The organism is Plantactinospora sp. DSM 117369, assembly GCF_053764795.1.
Genome location: NZ_CM132446.1, coordinates 8217007 through 8240876 on the forward strand (window position 1 = coordinate 8217007; position 23870 = coordinate 8240876).

Here is a 23870-nt window from a genome sequence, read left to right on the forward strand (position 1 = left end):
GTCGGGCGGACTCTCCTCGCCCGACCGGCCGGACACTCTCCGATGATCCGCCGAGGCGATGCGTCGTGATCCGGACGGCATCATCCCCAAACATCAGGTGACGTACGGTTAGCCCGTAATCACGAATTGCTCACTCCGGGCGGGACCGGGCTGCCGGGCTCCGCCCCTCCCCCTAGCGTGACAGGTCCTTTGTGCACCGGTCTCGGGCCGGGCGAAGGTCGCACCGTGCACTACTTGGAGCTGCGCCAAGTTAGGGGAACGAATGCCATCTTCCGCACGACCGTCACCGGTCGCCCGCCTGCTGCGGACAGGAGTCGCGGTCGCGCTGGTCGCCGCGCTGGCCGCGCCCATCTCCGGTACGGCACCCGCCGCCGCGGTGGTGCTGCCGACCGGCTTCCAGGAGCAGGTCGTCTTCACCGGTCTGAACCAGCCGACCAACATCGAGTTCGCCCCGGACGGACGGATCTTCGTCGCCGAGAAGGGCGGCCGGATCAAGGTGTACGACGACCTCGCCGACACCACCGCGACCGTCTTCGCCGACCTCTCGGCGAACGTGCACAACCAGCACGACCGAGGACTGCTCGGGTTGGCCCTGCACCCGGACTTCCCCACCCAGCCGTACGTCTACGTGCTCTACGCCTACGACGCCCCGCCGGGACAGACCGCGCCGTACTGGAACGACAACTGCGCCTCGGTCGGCGGTACCAACGGCGGGCGGTGCATCGTCACCGGCCGGCTCTCCCGGCTGACCGCCGCCGGCAACACGATGACCGGCACCGAGCAGGTGTTCATCGACGACTGGTGCCAGCAGTACGCCAGCCACGCCACCGGTGACCTGCGGTTCGGCGCCGACGGCACCCTCTACGCCACCGCCGGGGACGGGGCCAGCTACGACCTGGTCGACTACGGACAGCTCGGCAGCCCGCCGAACCCCTGCGCCGACCCGCCCGGCGGCACGATGTCCGCGCCGACCGCCGAGGGCGGCGCGCTGCGCTCCCAGGACTCCCGGACCACCGCCGACCCGACCAGCCTGGACGGCACGGTACTGCGGCTCGACCCGCTGACCGGCGCCGCCGCGTCCGGCAACCCGTCGGCGGCCAGCCCCGACCCGAACATCCGGCGGATCGTCGCGCAGGGGCTGCGCAACCCGTTCCGGTTCACCATCCGGCCCGGCACCAACGAGGTGTGGCTCGGCGACGTGGGCTGGACCCGGTGGGAGGAGGTCAACCGGGTGGTCGAGCCGACCGCCGGGGTAGCCAACTTCGGCTGGCCGTGCTTCGAGGGCGCCGGGCGGCAAAGCGGCTACGACAGCGCCAACCTCGACATCTGCGAGAGCCTCTACAGCGGGGCCGGGCAGACGGCGCCGTTCTACACGTACGACCACGCGGCCCGGGTGGTGGCCGGGGAGGCCTGCCCGACCGGCGGTTCCTCGGTCTCCGGTGCCGCCTTCTATCCGGCTGCCGGCGGCAGCTACCCGGCCGAGTACGCGGGCGCGCTCTTCTTCTCCGACTACTCCCGGGACTGCATCTGGGCCATGTTGCCCGCCGCACCCGGCGGGCTGCCGGTGGCGACCAACCGGCGTACCTTCGGCAGCGCCGCCGCGAACCCGGTCGACCTGGCCATGGGGCCGGGCGGCGACCTCTACTACGTCGACCACGCCGGTTCGGTGCGCCGGATCCGCTACTTCCCCGGCAACCAGCCACCGGTCGCGTCGATCGCCGCCGCACCCACCTCCGGGACCGCACCGCTGACGGTGAACTTCGACGGCACCGGATCCTCCGACGCCGACCCGGCCGATGCGGGCCGGCTGCGCTACGAGTGGGACTTCACCGACGACGGCACCATCGACGCCACCACGCCGACGGCCTCGCACACCTACCCGGCCGGCGGCCCGTACACCGCCCGGCTCACCGTCTACGACACGCTGAACGCCTCCGGCACCCAGACGGTGCCGATCCAGACCGGCAACAGCATGCCGATCGCGGTGATCGACACCCCGGGCAGCGCCTTCACCTGGGCGGTCAACGACCAGATCAGCTTCACCGGGCACGCGACCGACCCCGACCAGGGCACCCTGCCGGCCAGCGCGCTGCACTGGCGGATGCTGCTGCACCACTGCTACACGCTGGACAACTGCCACACCCACACGTTGCAGGACTTCACCGGCACCAGCGGCAGCATGCTCGGGCCGGACCACGAATATCCGTCCTACCTGGAGCTGGTGCTGACCGCCACGGACAGCGGCGGGCTGTCGCACAGCACCAGCGTGCGGCTCGACCCGAGGACCGTCGACCTGACCTTCGACTCCAGCCCGGCCGGCCTGCAACTGGTGTTCGGCGCGACCGCACAGGCGGCACCGTTCACCCGTACCGTCATCCAGGGGTCGAGCAACACCGTCAGCGCGGTCACCCCGCAGACCCTCGGCGGCGTGCCGTACGTCTTCGGCTCCTGGTCCGACGGTGGGGCGCAGACCCATGTGATCACCGCGCCGACCAGCCCGACCAACTACACCGCCAGCTACAACCCGCAGTCCGGCAGCGTCCGGCTCCCGCAGTCGGCGTGGACCGTGGCCGGGGCGGACAGCCAGGAGACGCTGCTGGTCAACGGCCGGGCGACCAACGTACGGGACGGCAACACGTCGTCGATCTGGCACACCCAGCGACTGCTGTCGGCCTCGTCCCACCCGCACTGGATCGACCTCGACCTGGGCAGTGCCCGGACGGTGAACCGGCTGTACTACCTGCCCCGGCAGGGCTCGAACACCGCCGGCCGGATCACCGGCTACGAGGTGTACGTCTCCAACAGCCGGAGCAGTTGGGGTACACCGGTGGCCACCGGCACCTTCCCGAACAGCGCGGCGGAACAGACGGTGACGATCCCGCCGACCAGCGGCCGGTACATCCGGCTCCGCGCCCTCGGTGAGGTCAGCGGCAACCGGTGGACCTCGGTCGCCGAACTCAACGTCGGCGTGGTGCCGACCGGCTGACCCGGACGATCACGGTCCCGGCGACCGGTCGAAGGCGGCGGACGACGGCCGCCCCGACCGGTCGCCGGGAGCCGCCGGGCGGTCCCGGTCCCTGCTACCGTGGAGGGGTGCGGATGACCTCGAACGGTTGGTGGCTGCCCTGACGGGCGGCCCACGCATCCGCGTACCCGAACAACAGCCAACGGCCGCCCTCCGGGCGGCCGTTTCGCATGTGCTCACCCGGGGGCGGCGGCCAAACCGGTAAGGAGCACCCCATGGCCCCGACCTCATCGCTTCCGGCAGCCACCGCGCTCGCCCCGAACACCCCGGCGGTACGCCGGATCACCGGCCTCAAGCCAACCGGTCACCTGCACCTGGGCAACCTGGTCGGTGCGATCCGGCCGATCGTCGCCGGCCAGTACCGGGCGGAGACGATCGTCTTCCTCGCCGACCTGCACGCGCTCACCGTCACCCACCAGCCGGCGCAGATCCGGGCACTCACCCTGGAACAGGCCACCGTGCTGCTCGCCGCCGGCCTCGACCCGGACCGGGCGTTGCTCTACGTGCAGTCACAGGTGCCGCAGCACACCGAACTGCACTACCTGCTGGAGTGCGCCACCGGCTACGGCGAGGCGCAGCGGATGATCCAGTTCCGGGAGAAGTCGACGCAGCACCGGCAGGTCCGGCTGAGCCTGCTCAGCTATCCGGTGCTGATGGCCGCCGACATCCTGCTGCACGACGTGCAGGAGGTGCCGGTCGGCGACGACCAGAGCCAGCACCTCGAACTCACCCGGACCGTGGCGACCCGGTTCAACGCCCGGTACGGCGACACCTTCACCGTGCCCCGGGCCGTCCATCCGGCGGTGTCGGCCCGGGTGATGGACCTGGCCGACCCGACCGGGAAGATGGGCAAGACCAGTGCCAGCGGGGCGGGCACGATCTTCCTGCTCGATCCGCCCGAGGTGATCCGTCGCAAGGTGCTGCGCGCGGTGACCGACCCGAGCCGGACCGTCGGGTACGACCCGCGGCACCGGCCCGGCGTGGCGAACCTGCTGGAGATCCTGGCATCCTGCCTGGGCGGCTCACCCGCGGCTCTGGCCGCCGACTACCGGTCGTACGCCCAGCTCAAGAACGCGGTCGCCGAGGCGATCGAGGCGATGCTCCGGCCGATCCGGCTCCGCTACGCGGAACTGGCCCGCGACCCGGGCTACGTCCGGCGGGTACTCGCCGACGGCGCCGAACGGGCCCGGGACAATGCCGCCGACACGGTGCACCGGGCAAAACGCGCCATCGGCCTACTCAGCCATTGAACTTTCACGCTGAACCGCGCGGCGAGTACGCCCCGACTTCCACCTGCGGCCACCACGGACCGCAAGGGGCGGGTTGAGGGGTTCGTTGCAAGAGCCGGCCGACCGCGTCGGGAAAGATCGCGCTACCTCAGGGAGGCGGTGGCCTCGGCCCGCCCGGCGAGCCACTGCATCCCTGAAGTGGCCGATCCCGCACCCGGCAGGCGCTTCTCGAAGCAGACGCTGTAGGGGTTGTCGACGTACTCGCCGTAGACCGGGATCTCGACGTAGCCCGACGAGAGATAGAGCTGGATCGCGCCGGGGAGGTAGCTGCCGGTCTCCAGCCGCAGTACGGTGTGCCCGGCCCGCAGGGCAAGCTCTTCGAGCGCGCCGAGCAACTGCCGGGCGAAGCCCTGGCCCCGCTGCGCCGGCCGCACATACATCCTCTTGACCTCGGCGGTGTCCCGGTCCAGCGGCTGGATCGCGCCGCAGGCGACCGCCCGGCCGGCGACCACGCCCACCAGGTAGCGGGCGTCGTCGTGCGGCATGAACACCTGCCCGTCCAGACCGCCGTCGGCCTCCCGAAGCTCACGCTGCTGGGCCACCACCAGGGCGGCCAGCTCGGGATCCGACGACGCACGCGACTCGATCAGCACACCATCGACGCTAACCAGCGGGCATTTCAACAAGGTTTCGGCCAAGTGGCCCCGGTACGGAGCGTAGAGAACTAATCCGCGCCCGCTGCCGTACCACCGTCCGGCCGGTCCACGGTGCCGTCCGGCGCCGACTCCTCGGCAACCTCCTCCGGTCGCTGCCGGCGGGCCTTGCGGGCGGCGAGCCGCTCGGCCGCGGTCGGCCGGGTCACCTTCTCGGCCAGCCGGCTGTCGGTGCCCCGCGCGCTCGGCACGTACTCGGCACCGGCGTAGAGCGTCGGCTGCCAGTCGAACTCCCGCTCGCCGATCCGGACCAGGCTGCCCGGCTCGGCACCGGCCCTGGCGAGCTGCTCCTCGACGCCCAGCCGGGCCAGCCGGTCGGCCAGGTAGCCGACCGCCTCCTCGTTGTCGAAGTTGGTCTGCTTGACCCAGCGCTCCGGCCGCTGCCCGCGCACCACGTACGCGCCGTCCGGCGCCGCCTCGATCGTGAAGCCGGCGTCGTCGACCGCGACCGGCCGGATCACGATCCGGGTCGGCTCCAGGTCGGGCGCCACCGCCCGGGACTGCTCGACCAGCTCCGCCAGTGCGAAGGTCAACTCGCGCAGCCCCTCCCGGGTCACCGCCGAGACCTCGAAGACCCGCAGGCCACGGGCCTCGATGTCGGGCCGGACGATCTCGGCGAGATCCCGCCCGTCCGGTATGTCGATCTTATTGAGTACGACCAGCCGGGGCCGGTCGGCCAACCCGCCGTACTCGGAGAGTTCGGCCTCGATGGCGTCGATGTCGGCCAGCGGATCGCGCCCCGGCTCCGGGTTGGCCGCGTCCACCACGTGCACCAGCACCGCGCAGCGCTCGATGTGCCGCAGGAACTCCAGCCCGAGCCCCTTGCCGGTGGCTGCCCCGGGGATCAGGCCCGGCACGTCGGCGACGGTGAAGGTGTGCTCGTCGACCCGGACCACGCCGAGGTTCGGCACCAGCGTGGTGAACGGGTAGTCCGCGATCTTCGGCTTGGCCGCCGAGAGCACCGAGATCAGCGAGGACTTGCCGGCCGACGGGAAGCCCACCAGGCCGACGTCGGCCACGCTCTTGAGTTCGAGTACGACGTCCAGCCGGTCCCCCGGCTCGCCCAGCTCGGCGAAGCCGGGCGCCTTGCGCCGGGCGTTGGCCAGCGAGGCGTTGCCCCGGCCACCCCGGCCACCCCGGGCCACCTCGAAGGTGGTGCCGGCACCGACCAGATCGGCCAGCACCGAACCGTCCATGGCGTGCACAACCGTCCCGTCCGGGACCTTGAGCACCAGGTCCTGCCCGTTGGCACCGTCACGGTTGGAGCCGGCGCCGCCCTTGCCGTTATCGGCCTTGACGTGTGGCCGGAAGTGGAAGTCGAGCAGGGTGTGCACCTGGGGGTCGACCACCAGCGACACGCTGCCGCCGTGCCCGCCGTTGCCACCGTCCGGCCCGCCGAACGGCTTGAACTTCTCCCGATGGATCGAGACGCAACCGTGCCCGCCGTCACCGGCCTGCAGGTGCAGTACGACCCGGTCAACGAACGTCGTCACGCTGCCAATCCTTTCATCGGCGCCGACCGGCGGCGCCGGATACCGCACAGGTCGTCCGCCCGGCCGGAGGGCCGGGCACGGGTCGACCGGTGCCCGAGAAACGGCGGAGCGGGCCCGGACACCAGGTCCGCGGCCCGCTCCGCCGGAAAGCTGACGTTACCGCTCGGACGGCACGATGCTGACGACCTTGCGGCCGCGCTTGGTGCCGAACTGGACCGCACCGGCGGCCAGCGCGAACAGCGTGTCGTCGCCGCCGCGACCGACCAGGTCACCGGGGTGGAACTTGGTGCCCCGCTGCCGGATCAGGATCTCGCCGGCGCTGACGACCTGCCCACCGAACCGCTTGACGCCGAGTCGCTGCGCCGCGGAGTCGCGACCGTTCCGCGAGCTGGACGCACCCTTTTTGTGAGCCATCTGAGGACGACCTGTCTTTCCGCTGGGGCTTACTTGCCGTTGGTGATGCCGGTCACCTTGACCTGGGTCAGCGGCTGGCGGTGACCCTGGCGCTTGTGGTAGCCGGTCTTGTTCTTGAACTTGTGGATCCGGATCTTCGGACCCTTGGTGTGTGCGGCGATCTCGCCGGACACCGCGACCTTGGCCAACTGCGCGGCGTCGGTCACCAGGGTGTCCCCGTCGACGAGGAGGACGGCGGCGAGCTTGATCGCGTCGCCGGGCTGGCCAACCAGCTTCTCGACCTCGATCACGTCGCCCTCGGCGACCTTGTACTGCTTGCCGCCGGTCTTGACGATCGCGTACATCGGACGCGGACTCCCTGTCGTTGAGGCTGCGGGTGGGTGTTCGCGACGGCCAACTCGACCGCACTGGGGTGCGGGGCGGGCACGCGAGAACGTGGCACGTAATCAGCGCCGCAGGCTAGCGTACGCCATGCCGGGCCGCTCACCCAAACCGGGCCCGCTCCCGGGGCCGGTCGGCGCGCCCGCGACCAGGCTCGCCGCCCTCCCCATGCCGGATGAGACCGCGCCGGGCGAGAGCCGGAGTGGCCAGCCCTGCCCCGGGCCGGTCGGGTCAGCTCGGGCAGAGCGCGTCCAGCCGCTGCTGCAACTCCTGGAGCTTGTTCTCGTCGACCGACTCGACGGTGGCCTTCATCGTGCCGATCTCGGTCGCGATCTCGGCCAGTACCGTCTTGAGCCGTTCGTCGGTGGCCCGGGCGGACTGCTCCCGCATCGCGTTGCCCCAGGTCTGCAACGCCGTCTCCGCCTTGCGCTGCGCCGCCTGCGCCCCGGCGGAGTCGCCGGTGCTCGTTGCCTGGAGCGACTTGCCCAGTTCGGAGACGAAGGTCTGCACGGAGGAGGTGGCGGCCTCGGTGGCGGCCGCGCAGACCTCCCTGCCGTTGCCCCCGGCCGGACGGGTGTCCACCGCCGGTGACCCACCCGGGCTGGTGCCCGGCGTCGCGGCACCCGACGACGGTGCTCCGGCCGACGGGCCGCCGGACGGGCCGGGTGCGGCGGCGCCGTCCCGCTCACCCGAGCAGCCGACCGCCGCGAACAGCGCGGCGGCGATAGCGGCGGTCACCAGCAGGCGTCGCATGGTCTTCTCCTCCGGGGGTGCGGCTGGCCCCGCGCGACCGGCGCCGACGGTGGTCGGCGACCGGTCGGGGGACCGCGAGGGAGTGACCAGCGTAGCCACCGCCGGCATCAGCGGACCAAACCCGTCTTCCCGGGCAGCCCGGTCAGGGACGGGTACGGCGGCGGGTGCCGCCGCGTCGGGCCCGGCGACGACCGCCGCCGATCTCCGCAGCCTCGGCCTCCGCGTCCAGGTCAACGGTGTCCTCGATACCGTCCGGGTCGCCGGCACCGGCCAGCCGCATCGACTCGGCCGGCGCGGCCTCGGCGATGTCGTCGGCCCCGGGGGTCTCCGCCTCGTAGCGGGACAGGTCGTATCCCATGGTGTCGTCGTAGTTCTCCGAGACCTCGACGACCACCCGCTCCGGGGCGGCCGCCTTGCGGCCCCGGCGCCGACCGCCGGCCGGCGCCTCGGAGACCGGGGTCGAGGCCGGTGCCGGGGTACCGGTGGCCGAGGCGACCGCCTTGACCTTGTCCCCCGCGCCCGAGCGGGACTTCTCCGACACCGGCTCGGTGTGAATGATCACGCCCCGGCCCTTGCAGCAGTCGCAGGTCTCGCTGAACGCCTCCAGCAGCCCGGCACCGATCCGCTTCCGAGTCATCTGGACCAGGCCGAGCGAGGTGATCTCGGTCACCTGGTGCTTCGTCCGGTCCCGGCCCAGGCACTCGGTGAGCCGGCGCAACACCAGCTCCCGGTTCGACTCCAGCACCATGTCGATGAAGTCGATCACGACGATGCCGCCCAGGTCGCGGAGCCGGAGCTGCCGGACGATCTCCTCGGCCGCCTCCAGGTTGTTCCGGGTGACCGTCTCCTCCAGGTTGCCGCCGGCACCGGTGTACTTGCCGGTGTTGACGTCGATCACCGTCATCGCCTCGGTACGGTCGATCACCAGGTGGCCGCCGGAGGGCAGGAAGACCTTCCGGTCCAGCCCCTTGAGGATCTGTTCGTCGATCCGCCGCTCGGCGAAGACGTCCGCCGTACCGGTGTGCCGGCGCAGCCGAGGCACCAGGTCGGGCGAGACGTGCGAGAGGTACGACTCGACCATGTCGTACGACTCGTCGCCCTGCACGACCAGCTCGCGGAAGTCCTCGTTGAACAGGTCCCGGACGACCCGGATCACCAGGTCGGGCTCCTCGTAGAGCAGCACCGGGGCGCCGCCCTCGGCCGCCTTGGCCTGGATGTCCTCCCACTGCGCCTGGAGTCGCTTCACGTCCCGGGCCAGCTCGTCCTCGCTGGCACCCTCGGCGGCGGTCCGGACGATCACACCGGCGCCGTCCGGCACCAGCTTCTTCAGGATGTCGCGCAGCCGCTTGCGCTCGGTGTCCGGCAGCTTGCGGCTGATCCCGGAGGCGTTGCCGTGCGGCACGTAGACCAGGTGCCGCCCGGAGAGCGCGATGTGGCTGGTCAGCCGGGCGCCCTTGTGCCCGATCGGGTCCTTGGTGACCTGCACCAGCACCGAATCGCCGGAGCGCAGCGCCTGCTCGATCGAGCGGGCCCGCCCCTCCAGGCCGGTGGTGTCCCAGTTGACCTCGCCGGCGTAGAGCACCGCGTTGCGGCCGCGCCCGACGTCGACGAAGGCCGCCTCCATGCTGGGCAGCACGTTCTGCACCTTGCCCAGATAGACGTTGCCGGCCATGGTGCCGGCGGAGGCGCGGGTGACGTAGTGCTCCACCAGCACCCCGTCCTCCAGTACGGCGATCTGGGTCCGGTCGCCGCGCTGGCGTACCGCCATCACCCGGTCGACCGCCTCCCGGCGGGCCAGGAACTCCGACTCGCTCAGGATCGGCGGCCGGGTACGCCGCTGCTCACGGCCGTCCCGGCGGCGCTGGCGCTTGGCCTCCAGCCGGGTCGAGCCGGAGACGCCCTGCACCTCGTCCACGGTCTTCCGGGGCTCGCGGATCTTGATAACGGTGTGTACGCCGTCGTCGGCCGCACCGTCGGTGTCTCCGGCGCCCTTGCGCCGGCGCCGGCGGCGGCGCCGGGTCACCCCGTCACCGGCCTCGCCGTCCTCGTCCTCGTCCTCGTCGGCCCCGGCCTCGACCCCCGCCTCGGCCGCCGACTCGTCGCCCTCCTCGGCATCGTCCGCGGTGCCCTTGCCCCGACCCCGACCCCGGCGACCACGCCGCCGACGACGCCGGGCCGCCGCGGTCTCCTCGTCCTCGTCCTCCTCGGAGTCGATGACGTCCAGGGCCTCCTCGTCGGCGACGCCCTCGGCCTCGGCCTCCGGCTCGGCTTCCAGCACGGCCGGCTCGCCGGCACGCCGGCCCCGGCGGCGCCGCCGGACGCCCTCGACCGGCTCGACTGGCTCACCCTCGGCCTCGGCCTCGGTCGGCCGGGTCGACGGAGCGGGCTCGACCACGCCGGCCCGGGCCGGCGGAGTCTCCGGCTCCGGGGCCATGAACAGCACGGTGGGCGCGGAGAGCGCGGCGCGGCGCCGGCGTCCCCGGGGCGACTCCTCGGCCGCCGGCTCGGCCTCGGCCGGGCCGCCGGCCACCGGGCGACCGGCGCCGCCGGTCGACTCCGGCGTGGCGGGAGCGCCGACATCGGAGCCGGTCACCGGGACCTCGCCGGCCGCCGGGGCGCTCTCGGCGGCCACGGGTGGGGTGACGGACGTCTCGGTCGGCTCGGCGAGAGGTGCCGCCGCCTTCTTCCGGCGGGTACGGGTCACCTTCACCGGCGGTACGGGTTCGACCGCCGCGTCGTCAGGGCCGGCCGCAGGCGTACCCGGGTCGGCGGCCGCGGTCGTCTCGCCGGCCGGAAGTCCGGTGTCGTCCTTCTTGTCCGCCGTGGTGGCCTTGCGGCGCCGACGGGTCGCCTTCGGTGCGGACTCGATCTCTGCGGCCACCGGTGCCAGCACCTCGGCGTCGGACGCCTCTCCGCTGGTCGTCCGGGCCGTGCTGGGCGCCTCGGCCGGTACGCCGGTCGGCGCCGACTCACTCGTCGTGCTGGACGTACGGCGCCGGGTGGTACGCCGCCGCGTGGGCCCTTCGGCGCTGCCGCCCTGCGCGGCCGTGGTCTCCGCACTGCCGCCCTGCGCGGTCGCGGTCTCTCCGGTGGCGCTCTGCGGGCTCGTGCTCTCGGTGCTGCCGTTTGCGATGGTGGCGTCGACGGCCGGCTCCGCGCCGGTCCGTTCTCCGCCCTCTGGCTCGTTCTCGAGCATGGACGTTCTCCAGTTCTGGCTTCCCCGGGCGCGGGTGAGCGCTGCCACGCAGGGTTGCCGCAAAGTATTTCCGGTGACGCGTCGAGGTGACCGGGTCGCCGAAGTCTGCCTACCTGACCGCCGGCCGGACGTCCGGCTGGCGTTCGCCGATGGCGTTCCCGTCGCGATCCGCCTCCAACGGATCGACGATCTCCCCCTGCGCGGTCAGCGTGCCCTGCGCCAGCCGGGTCGCCCTCGGCGGCACCGGCGGCTCCAGGTCGGCCACCACGCGGAGGCCGGAAAGGACGTCATCGGGTCGTACGGACGGGGTGACCTGCCGCACGACCACTTCGAGTATCGCACACGGTACGCCCGCGACCCCGGAAGGTGCCTCGGTCCTCTCGATCACATCGATGGTCGTGACAGCGGCCCGGGTGTCGAAGACGCGTCGGCCCTGCTTGGTCATCCGCTCGACGAGCACCTCGGACGCGGCCAGAAAGGTCGACACGGCGGCACGGACGACATCCGGCGCGACACCGGGCAGTTCGATCCGCCAGCGCGAGGCGTCGATCCGGTCGGCCAGGCTGCCGCTGCCGGCCACCACCGCGTCCAGTACGTCGAGTCCGGGCGAGAGCACCGCGTCCAGAGCGGCCCGGAGATCGGCCGGATCCACCGGCCGCTGGAGCCCGATCTCCAGGTACTCCGCCTCGCTGGCCACCCCGGTCGGGGCCGCGCTGGCGTAGGAGATTTTCGGGTGCGGGGTGAAGCCCTGGGAGAACGCCACCGGTACGCCGGCCCGACGCAACGCGCGCTCGAAGGCCCGAGCGAAGTCCCGGTGCGAGGTGAACCGCAGCGGCCCACGCTTGGCGTACCTGATCCGGACCCGCTGTACGACCGGCGCCTGGCCGCCCTCCGGCTGTGGTTTCCTGCTGATCGTGCCGCTCCTCGGATCCGGATGGTCTCGGGTGGGCCGCTCCCCCGGGAGTGGACTGCTCCGGGGGAACGGTCGGGGTCAGTGTCCGGCGCCGGCCGGCGTCCGCAGGCCGGTGTTCACCGGCGTCAGCGGCAGCAACTTCTTGCCGGTCGGGCCGATCTGGATCTCGGTGTCCATGGACGGGCAGACGCCGCAGTCGAAGCACGGGGTCCACCGGCAGTCGTCCTGCTCGTACTCGGTGAGGGCGTCCTGCCAGTCCTGCCAGAGCCAGTCCTTGTCCAGCCCGGAGTCGAGGTGGTCCCAGGGCAGCACCTCGGCCTGCTCCCGCTCCCGGACGGTGTACCAGTCGAGGTCCACCCCGAAGGCCGGCAGCACCTCGGCGGCGGCGTCCACCCAACGCTGGTAGGAGAAGTGCTCGCTCCAGCCGTCGAACCGGCCGCCGTTCTCCCAGACCCGCCGGATCACCGCACCGACCCGGCGGTCACCCCGGCTGAGCAGCCCCTCGATCAGCGACGGCTCGCCGTCGTGATAGCGGTAACCGATCGCCCGGCCGAGCGACCGGTCCGAGTTGATCGCCTGCTTGAGCAGCTTGAGCCGGTTGTCGATCACCTCGGGCCGCTCCATCCGGGCCCACTGGAACGGCGTGTGCGGCTTGGGTACGAACCCGCCGATCGACACCGTGCAGCGGATGTCCTTGGAGCCGGTGGCCGCCCGACCGGCCTTGATCACCTCGTGCGCGAGCCGGGCGATCTGCAGGACGTCCTCGTCTTCCTCGGTCGGCAGCCCGCACATGAAGTAGAGCTTCACCTGCCGCCACCCGTTGGTGTAGGCGGTGACCACGGTGCGGATGAGGTCCTCCTCCGACACCATCTTGTTGATCACCTTGCGGATCCGCTCCGAGCCGCCCTCCGGGGCGAAGGTGAGCCCGGTACGCCGGCCGTTGCGGGACAGTTCCTGGGCCAGCTCGATGTTGAAGGCGTCGACCCGGGTCGACGGCAGCGAGAGCGAGACGTTGGTGCCCTCGTACTGCTGGGCCAGGCCGGAGCACATGTCGCCGATCTCCGAATGGTCGGCCGACGACAGCGACAGCAGCCCCACCTCGGAGAAGCCCGAGTATTCGAGGCCGTCCCGCACCATCTGGCCCACCGTGGTGATGGAGCGTTCCCGGACCGGCCGGGTGATCATGCCCGCCTGGCAGAACCGGCATCCCCGGGTGCAACCCCGGAAGATCTCCACCGCGTACCGCTCGTGCACCGTCTCGGCGAGCGGCACGATCGGCTTCTTCGGGTACGGCCAGGCGTCCAGGTCCATCGTCGTCCGCTTGTGTACCCGGAACGGCACGTCCGCCCGGTTCGGCACGACCCGCTGGATCCGGCCGTCGGGCAGGTAGTCGACGTCGTAGAAGCGCGGCACGTAGACGCTCTCGGTCCGGGCCAGCCGGAGCAGCAGTTCGTCCCGCCCGCCGGGGCTGCCCTCCGCCTTCCAGGCCCGGACGATCTCGGTGATCTCCAGAACCGCTTCCTCGCCGTCGCCGAGCACCGCCGCGTCGAGGAAGTCGGCGATCGGCTCCGGGTTGAACGCGGCGTGCCCGCCGGCCACCACCACCGGGTGTTCGTCGGTGCGGTCGGCGGAGAGCAGCGGGATGCCGGCCAGGTCGATCGCGGTGAGCAGGTTGGTGTAGCCGAGTTCGGTGGCGAACGAGATCCCGAACAGGTCGAACGCGCCGACCGGCCGGTGCGCCTCGACGGTGAACTGCGGCACGCCGTGCGACCGCATCAGCCGCTCCAGGTCCGGCCAGACCGCGTACGTCCGCTCGGCCAGCACGTCCGGCAGCTCGTTGAGCACCTCGTAGAGGATCTGCACCCCCTGGTTCGGCAGGCCCACCTCGTACGCGTCCGGATACATCAGCGCCCACCGGACGACCGCCGACTCCCAGTCCTTCACCACCGCGCCCAGTTCGCCGCCGACGTACTGGATCGGCTTGCTGACCTGGGGCAGCAACTGCTCGAGCTGCGGCCAGACCGTCATCGCCGCTGACCTTTCCGCGGCGGACGACGCGGCGCTCATGGAACCTCCCGGGACACTCCGCTGGAACACCAACCATCCAGAGTACGCGTCACACCCGCGACCCGGTCCGGTGGTCCCCGCGCCCGCCGGGCGCGGCGTTTCCGCCGGAAAGCTCTCCGCGTGCCGGCTCGTCGCGATTTCCCCCACCGTCGGCGACACTCGTACGATCCGGCGCGGAACGACCGGTTGGTCGGGCGGTACTAACCTCGAACGGGCGCGAGAGGAGACCCGCACAATGTCCCAACCGCAGCCGGAGGAGACCGTACCGGCGGGCCGAGCCACGCCGGCCGGGCCGCCCCCGGCCGAGGGATCGGCGACCGTGGCATCCGGCGACCCGCAGGCTCGGGCCGCTGACCAGCAGGACGGCCGAACCGGTGACCAGCAGGACAGTCGAGCCGGTGACCAGCAGCACCGTCAGGCCGGCGACGAGCACGGTCACGCCGGTGAGCCGGACGACACGGCCGTCGACGTCCCGGTGGAACCGGACGGGTCCGGCAACGCCGACCTCGACCAACCGACCCTGCCCACGCCGCCACCCGAGACCGCTGGCGCCGCGCCCACGCCGCCACCCGAGACCGCTGGTACCGCGCACCCCACCCCACCGGCCGACTCCGTGCACGCCGCGCCAGCACCGGCCGCCGTCGACGAAGGGTCCCCAGCCGAAGAACCACAGCCGGCGGCCGCCACCGAACGTGCCGAGCCCGAAGACGCGCCACGCACAGTCAGCACCGAGCATGCGGCGGCGGACGGACCGCCGGCAGCCGACGACGACGCACCCACTCGCCGTACCCCGCCGCCCGACGCCACCCGGATCGACCGGCCCGCCGACGACGATGGCGGCTCGGGTCCGGCCGAGGGCGGTGTGCCGGCGTCGCCGTCCGAGGACGACGGACCGGCCCCGACCAGGGTGGCAGCGCCGCGCTGGACCGGCTCTGCGGCCGTACCACCGCCCCGGCCCCGCAAGCGTCGCTGGTTCCGGGGCGAGGCCGAGGACGCGGATGTTCCGGCGGCACCGACGGTTCGTACCCGACCGGCCGATCCGACCCTGCGGATGCCGGGGGTCGAGGCGGACGAGGACGAGATCCCCACCCCGGTCGACCCCTGGGCCGGTGCCGCCGACGACCCGTGGGAGGCGTACCCGCCGGTCGGTGGCCACCAGGCAGCGGCGAGTCATCCACCGGTCGGCTACGACCCACCGGTCAGCCCGCCCCCGGCCCGGCAGTTGCCGGTGACCCGGCGTTTCCCCGCGCCGACCGGTCCACCGCCACCACCGCGCGCGGTGCCGCCACCACACCCGTCACCACCACCACCGCCGCCACCGCCACCGCCGGCGCGGGCCGCCCGACCGCCGGCCCCGCCCGCACCACGAAAGCAGCCACCGCCACCGGTCGCGCCGCCCCGACCGCCGAAACAGCGGCGCCGGCCGGAGGCGCCGTCGGTCCGGAAGGCGCCGCCCGCCCCGGCCCCCCTTCCTCCGGTACGCCGCCGCCGGCGCTGGCCCAGGGTGATGTTCACGCTCACCCTGCTCACCATCGCCTGCTGCTGCGGCGTTCCGGCGTACTACGCCAAGCCGATCTGGGACCAGTACCCGGCCTCGCCACTGGATCCGCTGCCGAGCGAGGTACTGGACCTGCGACTGGTGGACAACGCGACCGGCCGGGAGACCGCCGAGCAGTTGAAGCAGGAGGTCCAGGGGCGGAACTGGTTCACCGGCGGCGAGGCGTTCGCCGGGGTCTACCGCGCCTCGAACGGCAAGCAGGTGGTCATCTTCGGCAGCACCGGCTTCCGGCTCAGCCCCGAGTCGGCGGTGCAGGAGGAGGTCACCCGGCTCCAGAACGAGTACGCGGTCACCTCGGTCGAGTCGGTGCCGACCGGCGTACGCGGCGAGTACCGCAGTTGCGGCACGGGTGAGGCCGACGGCGAGGATGTGGTGGTCTGCACGTGGGCGGACCATGGCAGCTCGGCCACCGCACTGTTCACCCGGCTGTCGATAGCGGACAGCTCCGAACTGCTCAGCACGCTGCGCGACAGCATCATCGTGCGCGACCCGGTCGGCTCGGGCAGCGGCAGCGCCAGTACCGGATGATCCGGCTGCCATGGACAGCGAGCGGTCGCGGACGGCACGGCGGCCGGCTGCCTACGAACCGCCGTTCTCGGCCCCGTTGCGGGCCGGCGCGTACCGGGGCACGTACTCCTGCCCGGTCAGCTTCTGGATCTCCGTCATGATCTCGTCGGTGATCTGCCGCAGCGAGGTCCGGTCCGTCGGGCGGCCGACGAAGTCCATCGGCTTGCCGAACCGGACGATCACCTTGCCGGTGCCGAGCCGGGGCAGCCGGGCCCCGATCGGCTGCACCCGCTCGGTGCCGATCATCCCGACCGGGATCACAGGCACCTCGGCGGCCAGCGCCAGCCGAGCCACCCCGGTACGCCCCCGGTAGAGCCGCCCGTCCGGTGACCGGGTGCCCTCCGGATAGATTGCCACCAGGTCACCGGCGCGCAGCACCGGGATCGCCCCGTCGAACGCGGAGAGCGCCGCCCGGCCGCCGGCCCGTTCCACCCGGATCGCGCCGAGTCCGCTGATCACGGAGCGGGTGACCCAGCCCCGCAGCCCGGTGCCGGTGAAGTATTCGGACTTGGCCCAGAAGGCGAGGTGCCGGGGCACCACCGAGCCGAGGAACAGCTCGTCGGCGACCGAGAGGTGGTTGCCCGCGAAGATCGCGCCGCCGGTCGCGGGGACGTTCTCCAGGCCCTCCACGGTCGGACGCCAGGCAACCCGCATCGCGGTGCCGACGGTGTACTGGCCGATGGTGTAGAGCAGCGGCACGGGACCTCCGGCGGTCAGGGTAGTCGGGCGCTGTCACGTTAACCGACGCCCGACCGGTCCGCGTAGGTGACCGTCGCGATCACCCACCCGGACCGGGTCGGGCGGCACCCGGCGACGCACCGGGAATCCTCAGCGGCGGCGTACCGCCACCGTCACCCGGCCGCCCTCGCCGACCTCACCGGCGAAGCCGTCGACCTGATCGGCGAAGTCGACGGAGTCAGCCTGGTCGGCAAAGCCGATCGAGTCGGCCAGCACCTCCCGGGCCACGAAGTCCCGGTACGCCTCGACCGCCGCGGCCACCTCCGCCGGAGCGGCGAGCAGCACGTCGATCCGGTCCGACACGTCCAGCCCCGCGTCCCGGCGGGCCTGCTGCACCACCCGTACGACGTCCCGGGCCAGCCCCTCCGCGGCGAGTTCCGGGGTGACGGCGGTGTCCAGCACCACCACGCCCTCCCCACCGGGCAGCGGTGCGGAGTGCTCGGCGTCGGCGGGGACCAGCTTCAGCTCGTACTCGCCCGGCTCCAGCCGCACCCCGGCCGCTTCCGGTACCCCGTCCACCAGCGCCCAGTCGCCGGACTTCACCGCCTTGATCACGGTCTGCACCTGCTTGCCGACCCGGGGGCCGAGCGCCCGGGGCACCACCGTGAGCACCTGCTCGCAGTAGCTGGCCAGCTCGTCGCTGAAGGTGACCGCCTTGACGTTCACCTCGTCCGCCACCAGGTCGGCGAAGGGCCGCAGGGCGGCTGCCGCCGGGGTGGCCACGGTCAGCGACGGCAGCGGCAGCCGGACCCGCAGGCCCTTCGCCTTGCGCAGCGACAGCGCCGCCGAGGCGACGTTCCGGATGGCGTCCATCGCGGCGACCAGCTCGTGGTCGGCCGGGAACTCGGCGGCGTCCGGCCAGTCGGTCAGGTGCACCGACCGCTCCCCGGTCAGCCCCCGCCAGACCTCCTCGGCGGTCAGCGGGGCCAGCGGGGCCAGCACCCGGCTCACCGTCTCCAGCACCGTGTAGAGGGTGTCGAAGGCGTCCCGGTCACCGGACCAGAACCGGTCCCGGGACCGCCGGACGTACCAGTTGGTCAGCGCGTCCAGGAAGGACCGGACCGTGCCGCAGGCGCCGGAGATGTCGTAGACGTCGAGCTGCCCCTGCACCGCCTCGACCAGTTCCCGGGTCTTGGCCAGCACGTAGCGGTCGAGCAGGTGCGTCGAGTCGGTACGCCGGACCGCCGAGTATCCCTCCGCGTTCGCGTAGAGCGAGAAGAAGTACCAGACGTTCCAGTACGGCAGCAGCACCTGGCGTACCGAGTCCCGGATCGTCGTCTCGCTGACCACCACGTCGCCGCCGCGCAGCACCGGCGAGGACATCAGCGTCCAGCGCATCGCGTCCGAGCCGTAGCTGTCGAACATCTCGTAGACGTCCGGATAGTTGCGCAGGCTCTTGGACATCTTGCGCCCGTCCGAGCCGAGCACGATGCCGTGTACCACGGCGTTGCGGAACGCCGGCCGGTCGAAGAGCGCGGTCGCCAGCACGTGCATGGTGTAGAACCAGCCCCGCACCTGCGGGACGTACTCGACGATGAAGTCACCCGGGTAGTGGTGCTCGAACCACTCCCGGTTCTCGAACGGGTAGTGCACCTGGGCGAACGGCATCGAACCGGACTCGAACCAGCAGTCCAGCACCTCCGGCACCCGGCGCATGGTGGAACGCCCGGTCGGGTCGTCCGGGTTGGGCCGGGTCAGCTCGTCGATGCCGGGCCGGTGCAGGTCGGTGACCTTGACCCCGAAGTCGGCCTCCAGTTCGGCGAGCGAGCCGTAGACGTCGACCCGCGGGTACTGCGGGTCGTCCGACTTCCAGACCGGGATCGGCGAGCCCCAGAACCGGTTGCGGCTGATCGACCAGTCCCGGGCGTTCGCCAGCCACTTGCCGAACGAGCCGTCCTTGACGTGCCCGGGCGTCCAGTCGATCTGCTGGTTCAGCTCCAGCATCCGGTCCTTGACCTTGGTCACCGCCACGAACCAGGAGGAGACCGCCTTGTAGACCAGCGGGGTGTCGCAGCGCCAGCAGTGCGGGTACGCGTGGGTGTAGGTGTCCTGCCGGAGCACCACCCCGCGCTCCTTCAGCTCCCGGATCACCGACTTGTTGACGTCGAAGACCTGCTCGCCCTGGTACGGCGGGACCAGCGCGGTGAACCGGGTGTGGTCGTCCACGGTCACCACGGTCGGGATGCCGGCCGCGTTGCAGGCCTTCTGGTCGTCCTCGCCGAAGGCCGGGGCCAGGTGCACCACCCCGGTGCCGTCCTCGGTGGTGACGAACTCCGCACCGAGCACCTGGTAGGCGTTCGGCCCGCCCTGGCTGACCAGGAAGTCGTAGAGCGGGGTGTAGCGGCGGCCGACCAGGTCCCGGCCGTACACGGTGCCGACCTGGGTGTAGCCGTCCAGCTCCTTCGCGTACGCCCCGAGGCGGGCGGCGCCGACGACGTAGCGCTGGCCGTCCCGCTCCAGCACCGCGTACTCGATGTCCGGGCCGACCGCGAGCGCGAGATTCGACGGCAGCGTCCACGGCGTGGTGGTCCAGACCCCGACCCGGACCGGCCCGCGCAGCGGCTCCGGGGCGGACCCGTCCGGGGTCAACTCGAACCAGACGGTCAGGGTCGGGTCGTGCCGGTCCCGGTAGACGTCGTCCATCCGGGTCTCGGTGTTCGACAGCGGGGTCTCGCAGCGCCAGCAGTACGCCAGCACGCTGAACCCCTCGTAGACCAGCCCCTTGTCGTGGAGCTGGCGGAACGCCCACATGACGCTCTCCATGTAGCTGAGGTCGAGCGTCTTGTAGTCGTTGCCGAAGTCGACCCACCGGGCCTGCCGGTTGACGTACCGCTCCCAGTCGCGGGTGTAGGCCAGCACCGAGGTCCGGCAGGCGTCGTTGAACCGCCCCACGCCGAGGTCGAGGATCTCCGCCTTGGTGGTGATGCCGAGCTGCTTCTCCGCCTCCACCTCGGCCGGCAGGCCGTGGCAGTCCCAGCCGAAGCGTCGCTCCACCCGCCGGCCGCGCATCGTCTGGTATCTCGGTACCAGGTCCTTGACGTAGCCGGTCAGCAGGTGGCCGTAGTGCGGCAGGCCGTTGGCGAACGGCGGGCCGTCGTAGAAGACGTACTCGTTGGCGCCGTTCGGGCCGGGGTCGCGGGCCTCGACGCTGGCCTCGAAGGTCTTGTCGGCCACCCAGTGGTCGAGCACGCGCTGCTCGACCGCCGGCAGCTCGGGACTGGCCGGCACGCCCGTGCCGGCGGGGGCGTTCTTCGGGTACGCCATCGCGGGTCGCTCTCCTCGTCGCAGCTCACTGACCGTGGTCTGCGAGGACGAGCCCTGGTACGCCGGAAGCCGGCGCGCCGGTGGGCCCGCGGTACCACCCCGCTTGGCGGTCGGTGATCGACCACCCGCTCGTTGGCCGGCTGTGACGGGCCGGTCCCGTCCGGTTCTACTGGGGTGTTTCCACCTGTTCTTCCGGAGGCTCGCCGGTGATGGCCGGGTCGACGCCTGTGCCCGTCAACGATACTCGACCCCCGCGCCGCCCCCCACCCGATATCCCGGGCGGCGCACCGTCCCGCCCGAGCGGGGCCCCGCGGCCCGGGCCCGCCGGGTTAACCTGCCCCGACAACGCGGATGGGGGGGCGGATATGCGTACGGCACCGCTGCTGGCCGGCGTGACGGCGCTGCTCGCCCTCAACGCCTGTACCCCGCAACCGGCCCGGCCGGCCCCACCGACTCCACCGCCGGCCTCGACGGTGCCGCCCAGCGTCGCGCCCGGGCCGCCCTTCCAGCCCGAGGCGGTGCTCGCGGCCCTGGCGACGGCGGTCCAGCCCCGGGGCAGCGTCCCGCCGCCGGAGCTGCTCGCCGAGGAGGAACTCGGCTCGGTGGAAATCACTCCGTGTCGGCTGTTCACCGCCGAGGCCCGTCCCGGGGAGTCGTTCACGCCGCCAGAACCGATCTTCGCCGGGTCGCTCGAGGTCAATCCGACCGCCTCGTTCGCTGGGGTCGAGCAGCCGACCACGGTGATGGAGGTCACGGTGACCGGGTTCGCCAGCGCGGCAACGGCGGAGCGGGTCGCCGCTCAGGCCCGCTCGGTCCGCTGTACCCCGGAGTTCGTCCTCAGCTACACCACCACCGAGGCCCGCCGCGCCGCCACCGTGGTGCGGGTCGGCGCCCGTCCGGCCCGGCTCACCACGGGTACGGTGCCCGGCCCCCACCCTGGGCAGCAGTTGGGCTTCATGCCCGGCGAGGCCCATCTGCTCCTCGCGCACGGTCCGCTGCTGCTCACCGTCGGGGTACTCAAGCTCGGGCCGGGCAGCAGCGGCCCGGCGGTGACCGCGTTGGCCCGGCAGACCGCGTTCGAGGTCACCACGGCCGCGCTCGGGGCACTTCCACTGACCGCCACACCCGCCAACAGCCCCTCCTGAGCGGCCGCCGCGACCGACTCCACCCCCGGCCGGCGACCGACTCGCTCCGGCCGGCAGCGCCGGCAGGCCCAGCTCGGCCGCGGCGAGCGCGAGCACCCGGCCCGCCATCCGGGTCAGGTCAACTCGGGGAACCAGAGCGCGATCTCCCGGCGGGCGGTCTCGACCGAGTCGGCCGCGTGCACCAGGTTCTCCCGGGACGAGCAGGCCAGGTCGCCACGGATCGTGCCGGGGACCGCCCGACGCCCGTCGGTCGCGCCGACCAGGCCGCGGACCATCTCGACCACGCCGGAGCCGGAGAGCACCAACGCGACCAGCGGGCCGGAGGTCATGAACTCCCGCAGCGCCGGATAGAACGGCTCCGCCACGTGCTCGGCGTAGTGCAGGTCGGCAAGCCGGTCGTCCATCCGGCGCAGCAGCATCGCGTCGATGCCGAGGCCCTTGCGCTCGAACCGGCCGAGGATCTCGCTGACCAGCCTCCGCCGCACCGCGTCAGGCTTGATCAATACGAGGGTACGCTCGGTGGAACCGCTGCTGACCACGGACACCCCTCGGTACGGCCGGAGAGCTGGGCACCGCCAGGGTATGTCGGCGCCGCCCGGCCGCGACGCCGGAGGTCAGCACGTTCGGCCAGCTCACGGCCGACCGATCCGGCGGCGAGGGCCGCACACCGGCCCCGGGTCGTTCCATTCCCGCCAGATCCGGCCTAGCCTGGCCTTAACCAGGGAGGTCCACTGTGGCAGATGGTCGTCGCCGCCAGGTCGCGCCGGTGCGCAAGCTGGTCGCCGCTGTGCTGGGCACCTTCGCCACCTTCGTCATCCTGTTCGGCTTCGGGATGCGCAGTTGGGCGATCGCCGTACTCGGGGTGGCGCTGCTCGCCCTGGCCATCGCGCTCGTCGCGTTCACCGCCGTACGCAGCGGCCCCCGGGCCTGGGTGACCGGCATCGGGCACGTGCACAGCGTCACCGAGCCGCCCGCCTCGTCGACCTTCGGCCGGTGTGAACTCCAGATCGTGATCGACGCACCGGGGGTGCCGGGCCGCTCGGTGCGGATCCGCGACCCCCGGGTACCGGTGTCGAAGTGGCCGGATCCCGGCGCCACCCTGCCGATCATGGTCGCGATCGACGACCAGCGGCACGTCCGGATCCTCTGGGACGAGGTGCTGACCCACGCCGAGGCGGCGGCGAGCGGCGACCTGCCGCCGGAGTTCCACGATTTCGACCCGGGCGACGACGACATCCTGATCGAGCAGGAGGCGCCGCCGTGGGCGCGGGGCGGACGGGACGACCCGTACTCCGCCGCACCGCCCGGCGGCGGGCCGGCCGCCGAGGACCTGACCGAGGACGATCTCGCCCCGCTCCGGGACGACCTGGAGCCGCGCCGGGACGACCGGGGTACGCCCCGCGAGGAGCCGGTGGTGATGCGGCAGACCCCCGGCGGGACGATCGTGCTGGAGGGGACCCTGGTCGACCCGCCGTCCACCGCGCCACTGCCCCGCCGCCCCCGGCCGACCCCCGGTCCGGGCGCCCGGAACCGCCGGCCCCGCCCGGCCCCGGCCGCCGCACCGGTCGCCGACGTGCCGCCGGCGCCGCGCTCACCCGAGCCGGAGGTGCCAGCGACCGGGACCGGTGTCGACAGCACCGGGCCGGATACTCCGCCGATCCCGGAGGCCCGGTCCGCTGGCAGCCCGCCGAGCGGCCCGGCACCGACCGAACCGGACCCGGAGTTGCCCCGAACCACCCCCGAGCCCACGGCGGCGGACTCCGGCCGGTCGGCCACCGCCGCCGGTGGTCCCGGTACCGGCGGCACCGGCCCGGCCGACACCTCGCACGACGAGATCGACATACCGCTGGACGATCCCGATCCGGATCTCGACCCGGATCTCGATGCCGACGCGGACCCTGACCTGGACCTCGACCCGCGGGCCGGCGCATCGGCGGCCGACGACCTCGCGGTCGCCTCGGACGACGAGGCGATCCTGGCCGACCTGATCGCCACCCAGCCGCCGGCCCGGCTCGGCGGGTCCGGCCCGATCGCCGGGGTCGGGATCACCCTGCTGGTCACCGACCTCGAGCGGTCGATCGCCTTCTACCGGGACCTGCTCGGCTTCTTCGAGATCGACGGCGGCGAGGGTAACGCCATCCTCGCCTCCGGGGCGACCCGGCTGGTGCTGCGGGCGATCCGCGAGGTAGCCCCGATCAACCGGCGGCTGGTCCACCTCAATCTCGAGGTGAACGACGTGACCGCGTTCTACGAGGAACTCCTTGCCAAGGGCGTGAAGTTCACCTACGCACCCCGGGCGGTCAACCGGGGCGCCAAACTCGAACTCTGGGCCGCCGCGTTCCGGGACCCGGACGGGCACGGGATCGCCCTCACCCAATGGCGGAGCCGGGCCACCGGCTGAGCCGGCGGGCCGG

At 72.5% G+C, this 23870-nt stretch carries 16 protein-coding genes; 5 read left to right on the forward strand and 11 right to left on the reverse strand.

Annotated elements, in window-relative coordinates; genetic code table 11:
• Positions 1-262: 262 nt before the first annotated feature.
• Entirely contained in the window at positions 263-2986 is a 2724-nt protein-coding gene (locus tag ACSMXO_RS35060; RefSeq protein WP_455415320.1) for a PQQ-dependent sugar dehydrogenase, read from the forward strand.
• 254 nt (positions 2987-3240) lie between these two features.
• Positions 3241-4275: a tryptophan--tRNA ligase gene (gene trpS, locus ACSMXO_RS35065; protein ID WP_346260576.1), complete on the forward strand. Its 1035-nt coding sequence runs from the start codon at positions 3241-3243 to the stop codon at positions 4273-4275.
• Between the two features lie 122 nt (positions 4276-4397).
• Here trpS and ACSMXO_RS35070 read toward each other — a convergent pair whose 3' ends face one another.
• The 8 genes from ACSMXO_RS35070 to ACSMXO_RS35105 all read right to left on the reverse strand — a co-directional run bounded on the left by ACSMXO_RS35070 (position 4398) and on the right by ACSMXO_RS35105 (position 14184).
• Positions 4398-4907 carry a GNAT family N-acetyltransferase gene (locus tag ACSMXO_RS35070; RefSeq protein ID WP_346260575.1) on the reverse strand — a complete coding sequence of 170 codons (510 nt, stop codon included), beginning with the start codon at positions 4905-4907 and terminating at the stop codon, positions 4398-4400.
• A gap of 71 nt (positions 4908-4978) precedes the next feature.
• Positions 4979-6460 carry a GTPase ObgE gene (gene obgE / locus ACSMXO_RS35075; protein ID WP_455415321.1) on the reverse strand — a complete coding sequence of 494 codons (1482 nt, stop codon included), beginning with the start codon at positions 6458-6460 and terminating at the stop codon, positions 4979-4981.
• A 156-nt stretch (positions 6461-6616) separates the two neighbouring features.
• On the reverse strand, positions 6617-6874 hold the full coding sequence (rpmA, locus tag ACSMXO_RS35080) for a 50S ribosomal protein L27 (RefSeq protein WP_101367567.1): 258 nt from the start codon (positions 6872-6874) through the stop codon (positions 6617-6619).
• Positions 6875-6903: 29 nt separating this feature from the next.
• Positions 6904-7218 (reverse strand): 50S ribosomal protein L21, encoded by a 315-nt coding sequence (rplU, locus tag ACSMXO_RS35085; protein WP_346260573.1) that lies wholly within the window; start codon positions 7216-7218, stop codon positions 6904-6906.
• 268 nt (positions 7219-7486) lie between these two features.
• Positions 7487-8008 (reverse strand): hypothetical protein, encoded by a 522-nt coding sequence (locus ACSMXO_RS35090; protein WP_455415322.1) that lies wholly within the window; start codon positions 8006-8008, stop codon positions 7487-7489.
• A 142-nt stretch (positions 8009-8150) separates the two neighbouring features.
• A complete protein-coding gene (locus ACSMXO_RS35095) occupies positions 8151-11204 on the reverse strand; it encodes an Rne/Rng family ribonuclease (RefSeq protein ID WP_455415323.1) in 3054 nt (1017 codons plus the stop codon).
• Between the two features lie 109 nt (positions 11205-11313).
• The gene (locus tag ACSMXO_RS35100) at positions 11314-12060 is read right to left on the reverse strand and encodes a TIGR03936 family radical SAM-associated protein (protein WP_346260670.1); all 747 of its coding nucleotides are present in this window, start codon (positions 12058-12060) and stop codon (positions 11314-11316) included.
• Positions 12061-12195: 135 nt separating this feature from the next.
• Positions 12196-14184, reverse strand: a complete 1989-nt coding sequence (locus tag ACSMXO_RS35105) for a TIGR03960 family B12-binding radical SAM protein (protein WP_455415324.1) — start codon at positions 14182-14184, stop codon at positions 12196-12198.
• A 235-nt stretch (positions 14185-14419) separates the two neighbouring features.
• Between ACSMXO_RS35105 and ACSMXO_RS35110 the strand changes: the two genes are divergently transcribed.
• Complete coding sequence (locus tag ACSMXO_RS35110) at positions 14420-16270, forward strand: hypothetical protein (protein ID WP_455415325.1); 1851 nt, start codon at positions 14420-14422, stop codon at positions 16268-16270.
• A 51-nt stretch (positions 16271-16321) separates the two neighbouring features.
• Here ACSMXO_RS35110 and ACSMXO_RS35115 read toward each other — a convergent pair whose 3' ends face one another.
• A complete protein-coding gene (locus tag ACSMXO_RS35115) occupies positions 16322-17008 on the reverse strand; it encodes a 1-acyl-sn-glycerol-3-phosphate acyltransferase (protein ID WP_432878558.1) in 687 nt (228 codons plus the stop codon).
• Between the two features lie 129 nt (positions 17009-17137).
• Positions 17138-20311: an isoleucine--tRNA ligase gene (ileS, locus tag ACSMXO_RS35120; protein ID WP_455415326.1), complete on the reverse strand. Its 3174-nt coding sequence runs from the start codon at positions 20309-20311 to the stop codon at positions 17138-17140.
• A 365-nt stretch (positions 20312-20676) separates the two neighbouring features.
• On the opposite strand from ileS, the gene ACSMXO_RS35125 reads away from it, so the two are divergent.
• Complete coding sequence (locus ACSMXO_RS35125) at positions 20677-21456, forward strand: hypothetical protein (RefSeq protein ID WP_455415327.1); 780 nt, start codon at positions 20677-20679, stop codon at positions 21454-21456.
• 113 nt (positions 21457-21569) lie between these two features.
• Here the strand turns inward: ACSMXO_RS35125 and ndk are convergent, their stop codons facing one another.
• Entirely contained in the window at positions 21570-21995 is a 426-nt protein-coding gene (gene ndk / locus ACSMXO_RS35130) for a nucleoside-diphosphate kinase (RefSeq protein ID WP_455415328.1), read from the reverse strand.
• Positions 21996-22189: 194 nt separating this feature from the next.
• Between ndk and ACSMXO_RS35135 the strand changes: the two genes are divergently transcribed.
• A complete protein-coding gene (locus ACSMXO_RS35135; protein WP_455415329.1) occupies positions 22190-23857 on the forward strand; it encodes a VOC family protein in 1668 nt (555 codons plus the stop codon).
• The last annotated feature ends 13 nt before the right edge of the window (positions 23858-23870 follow it).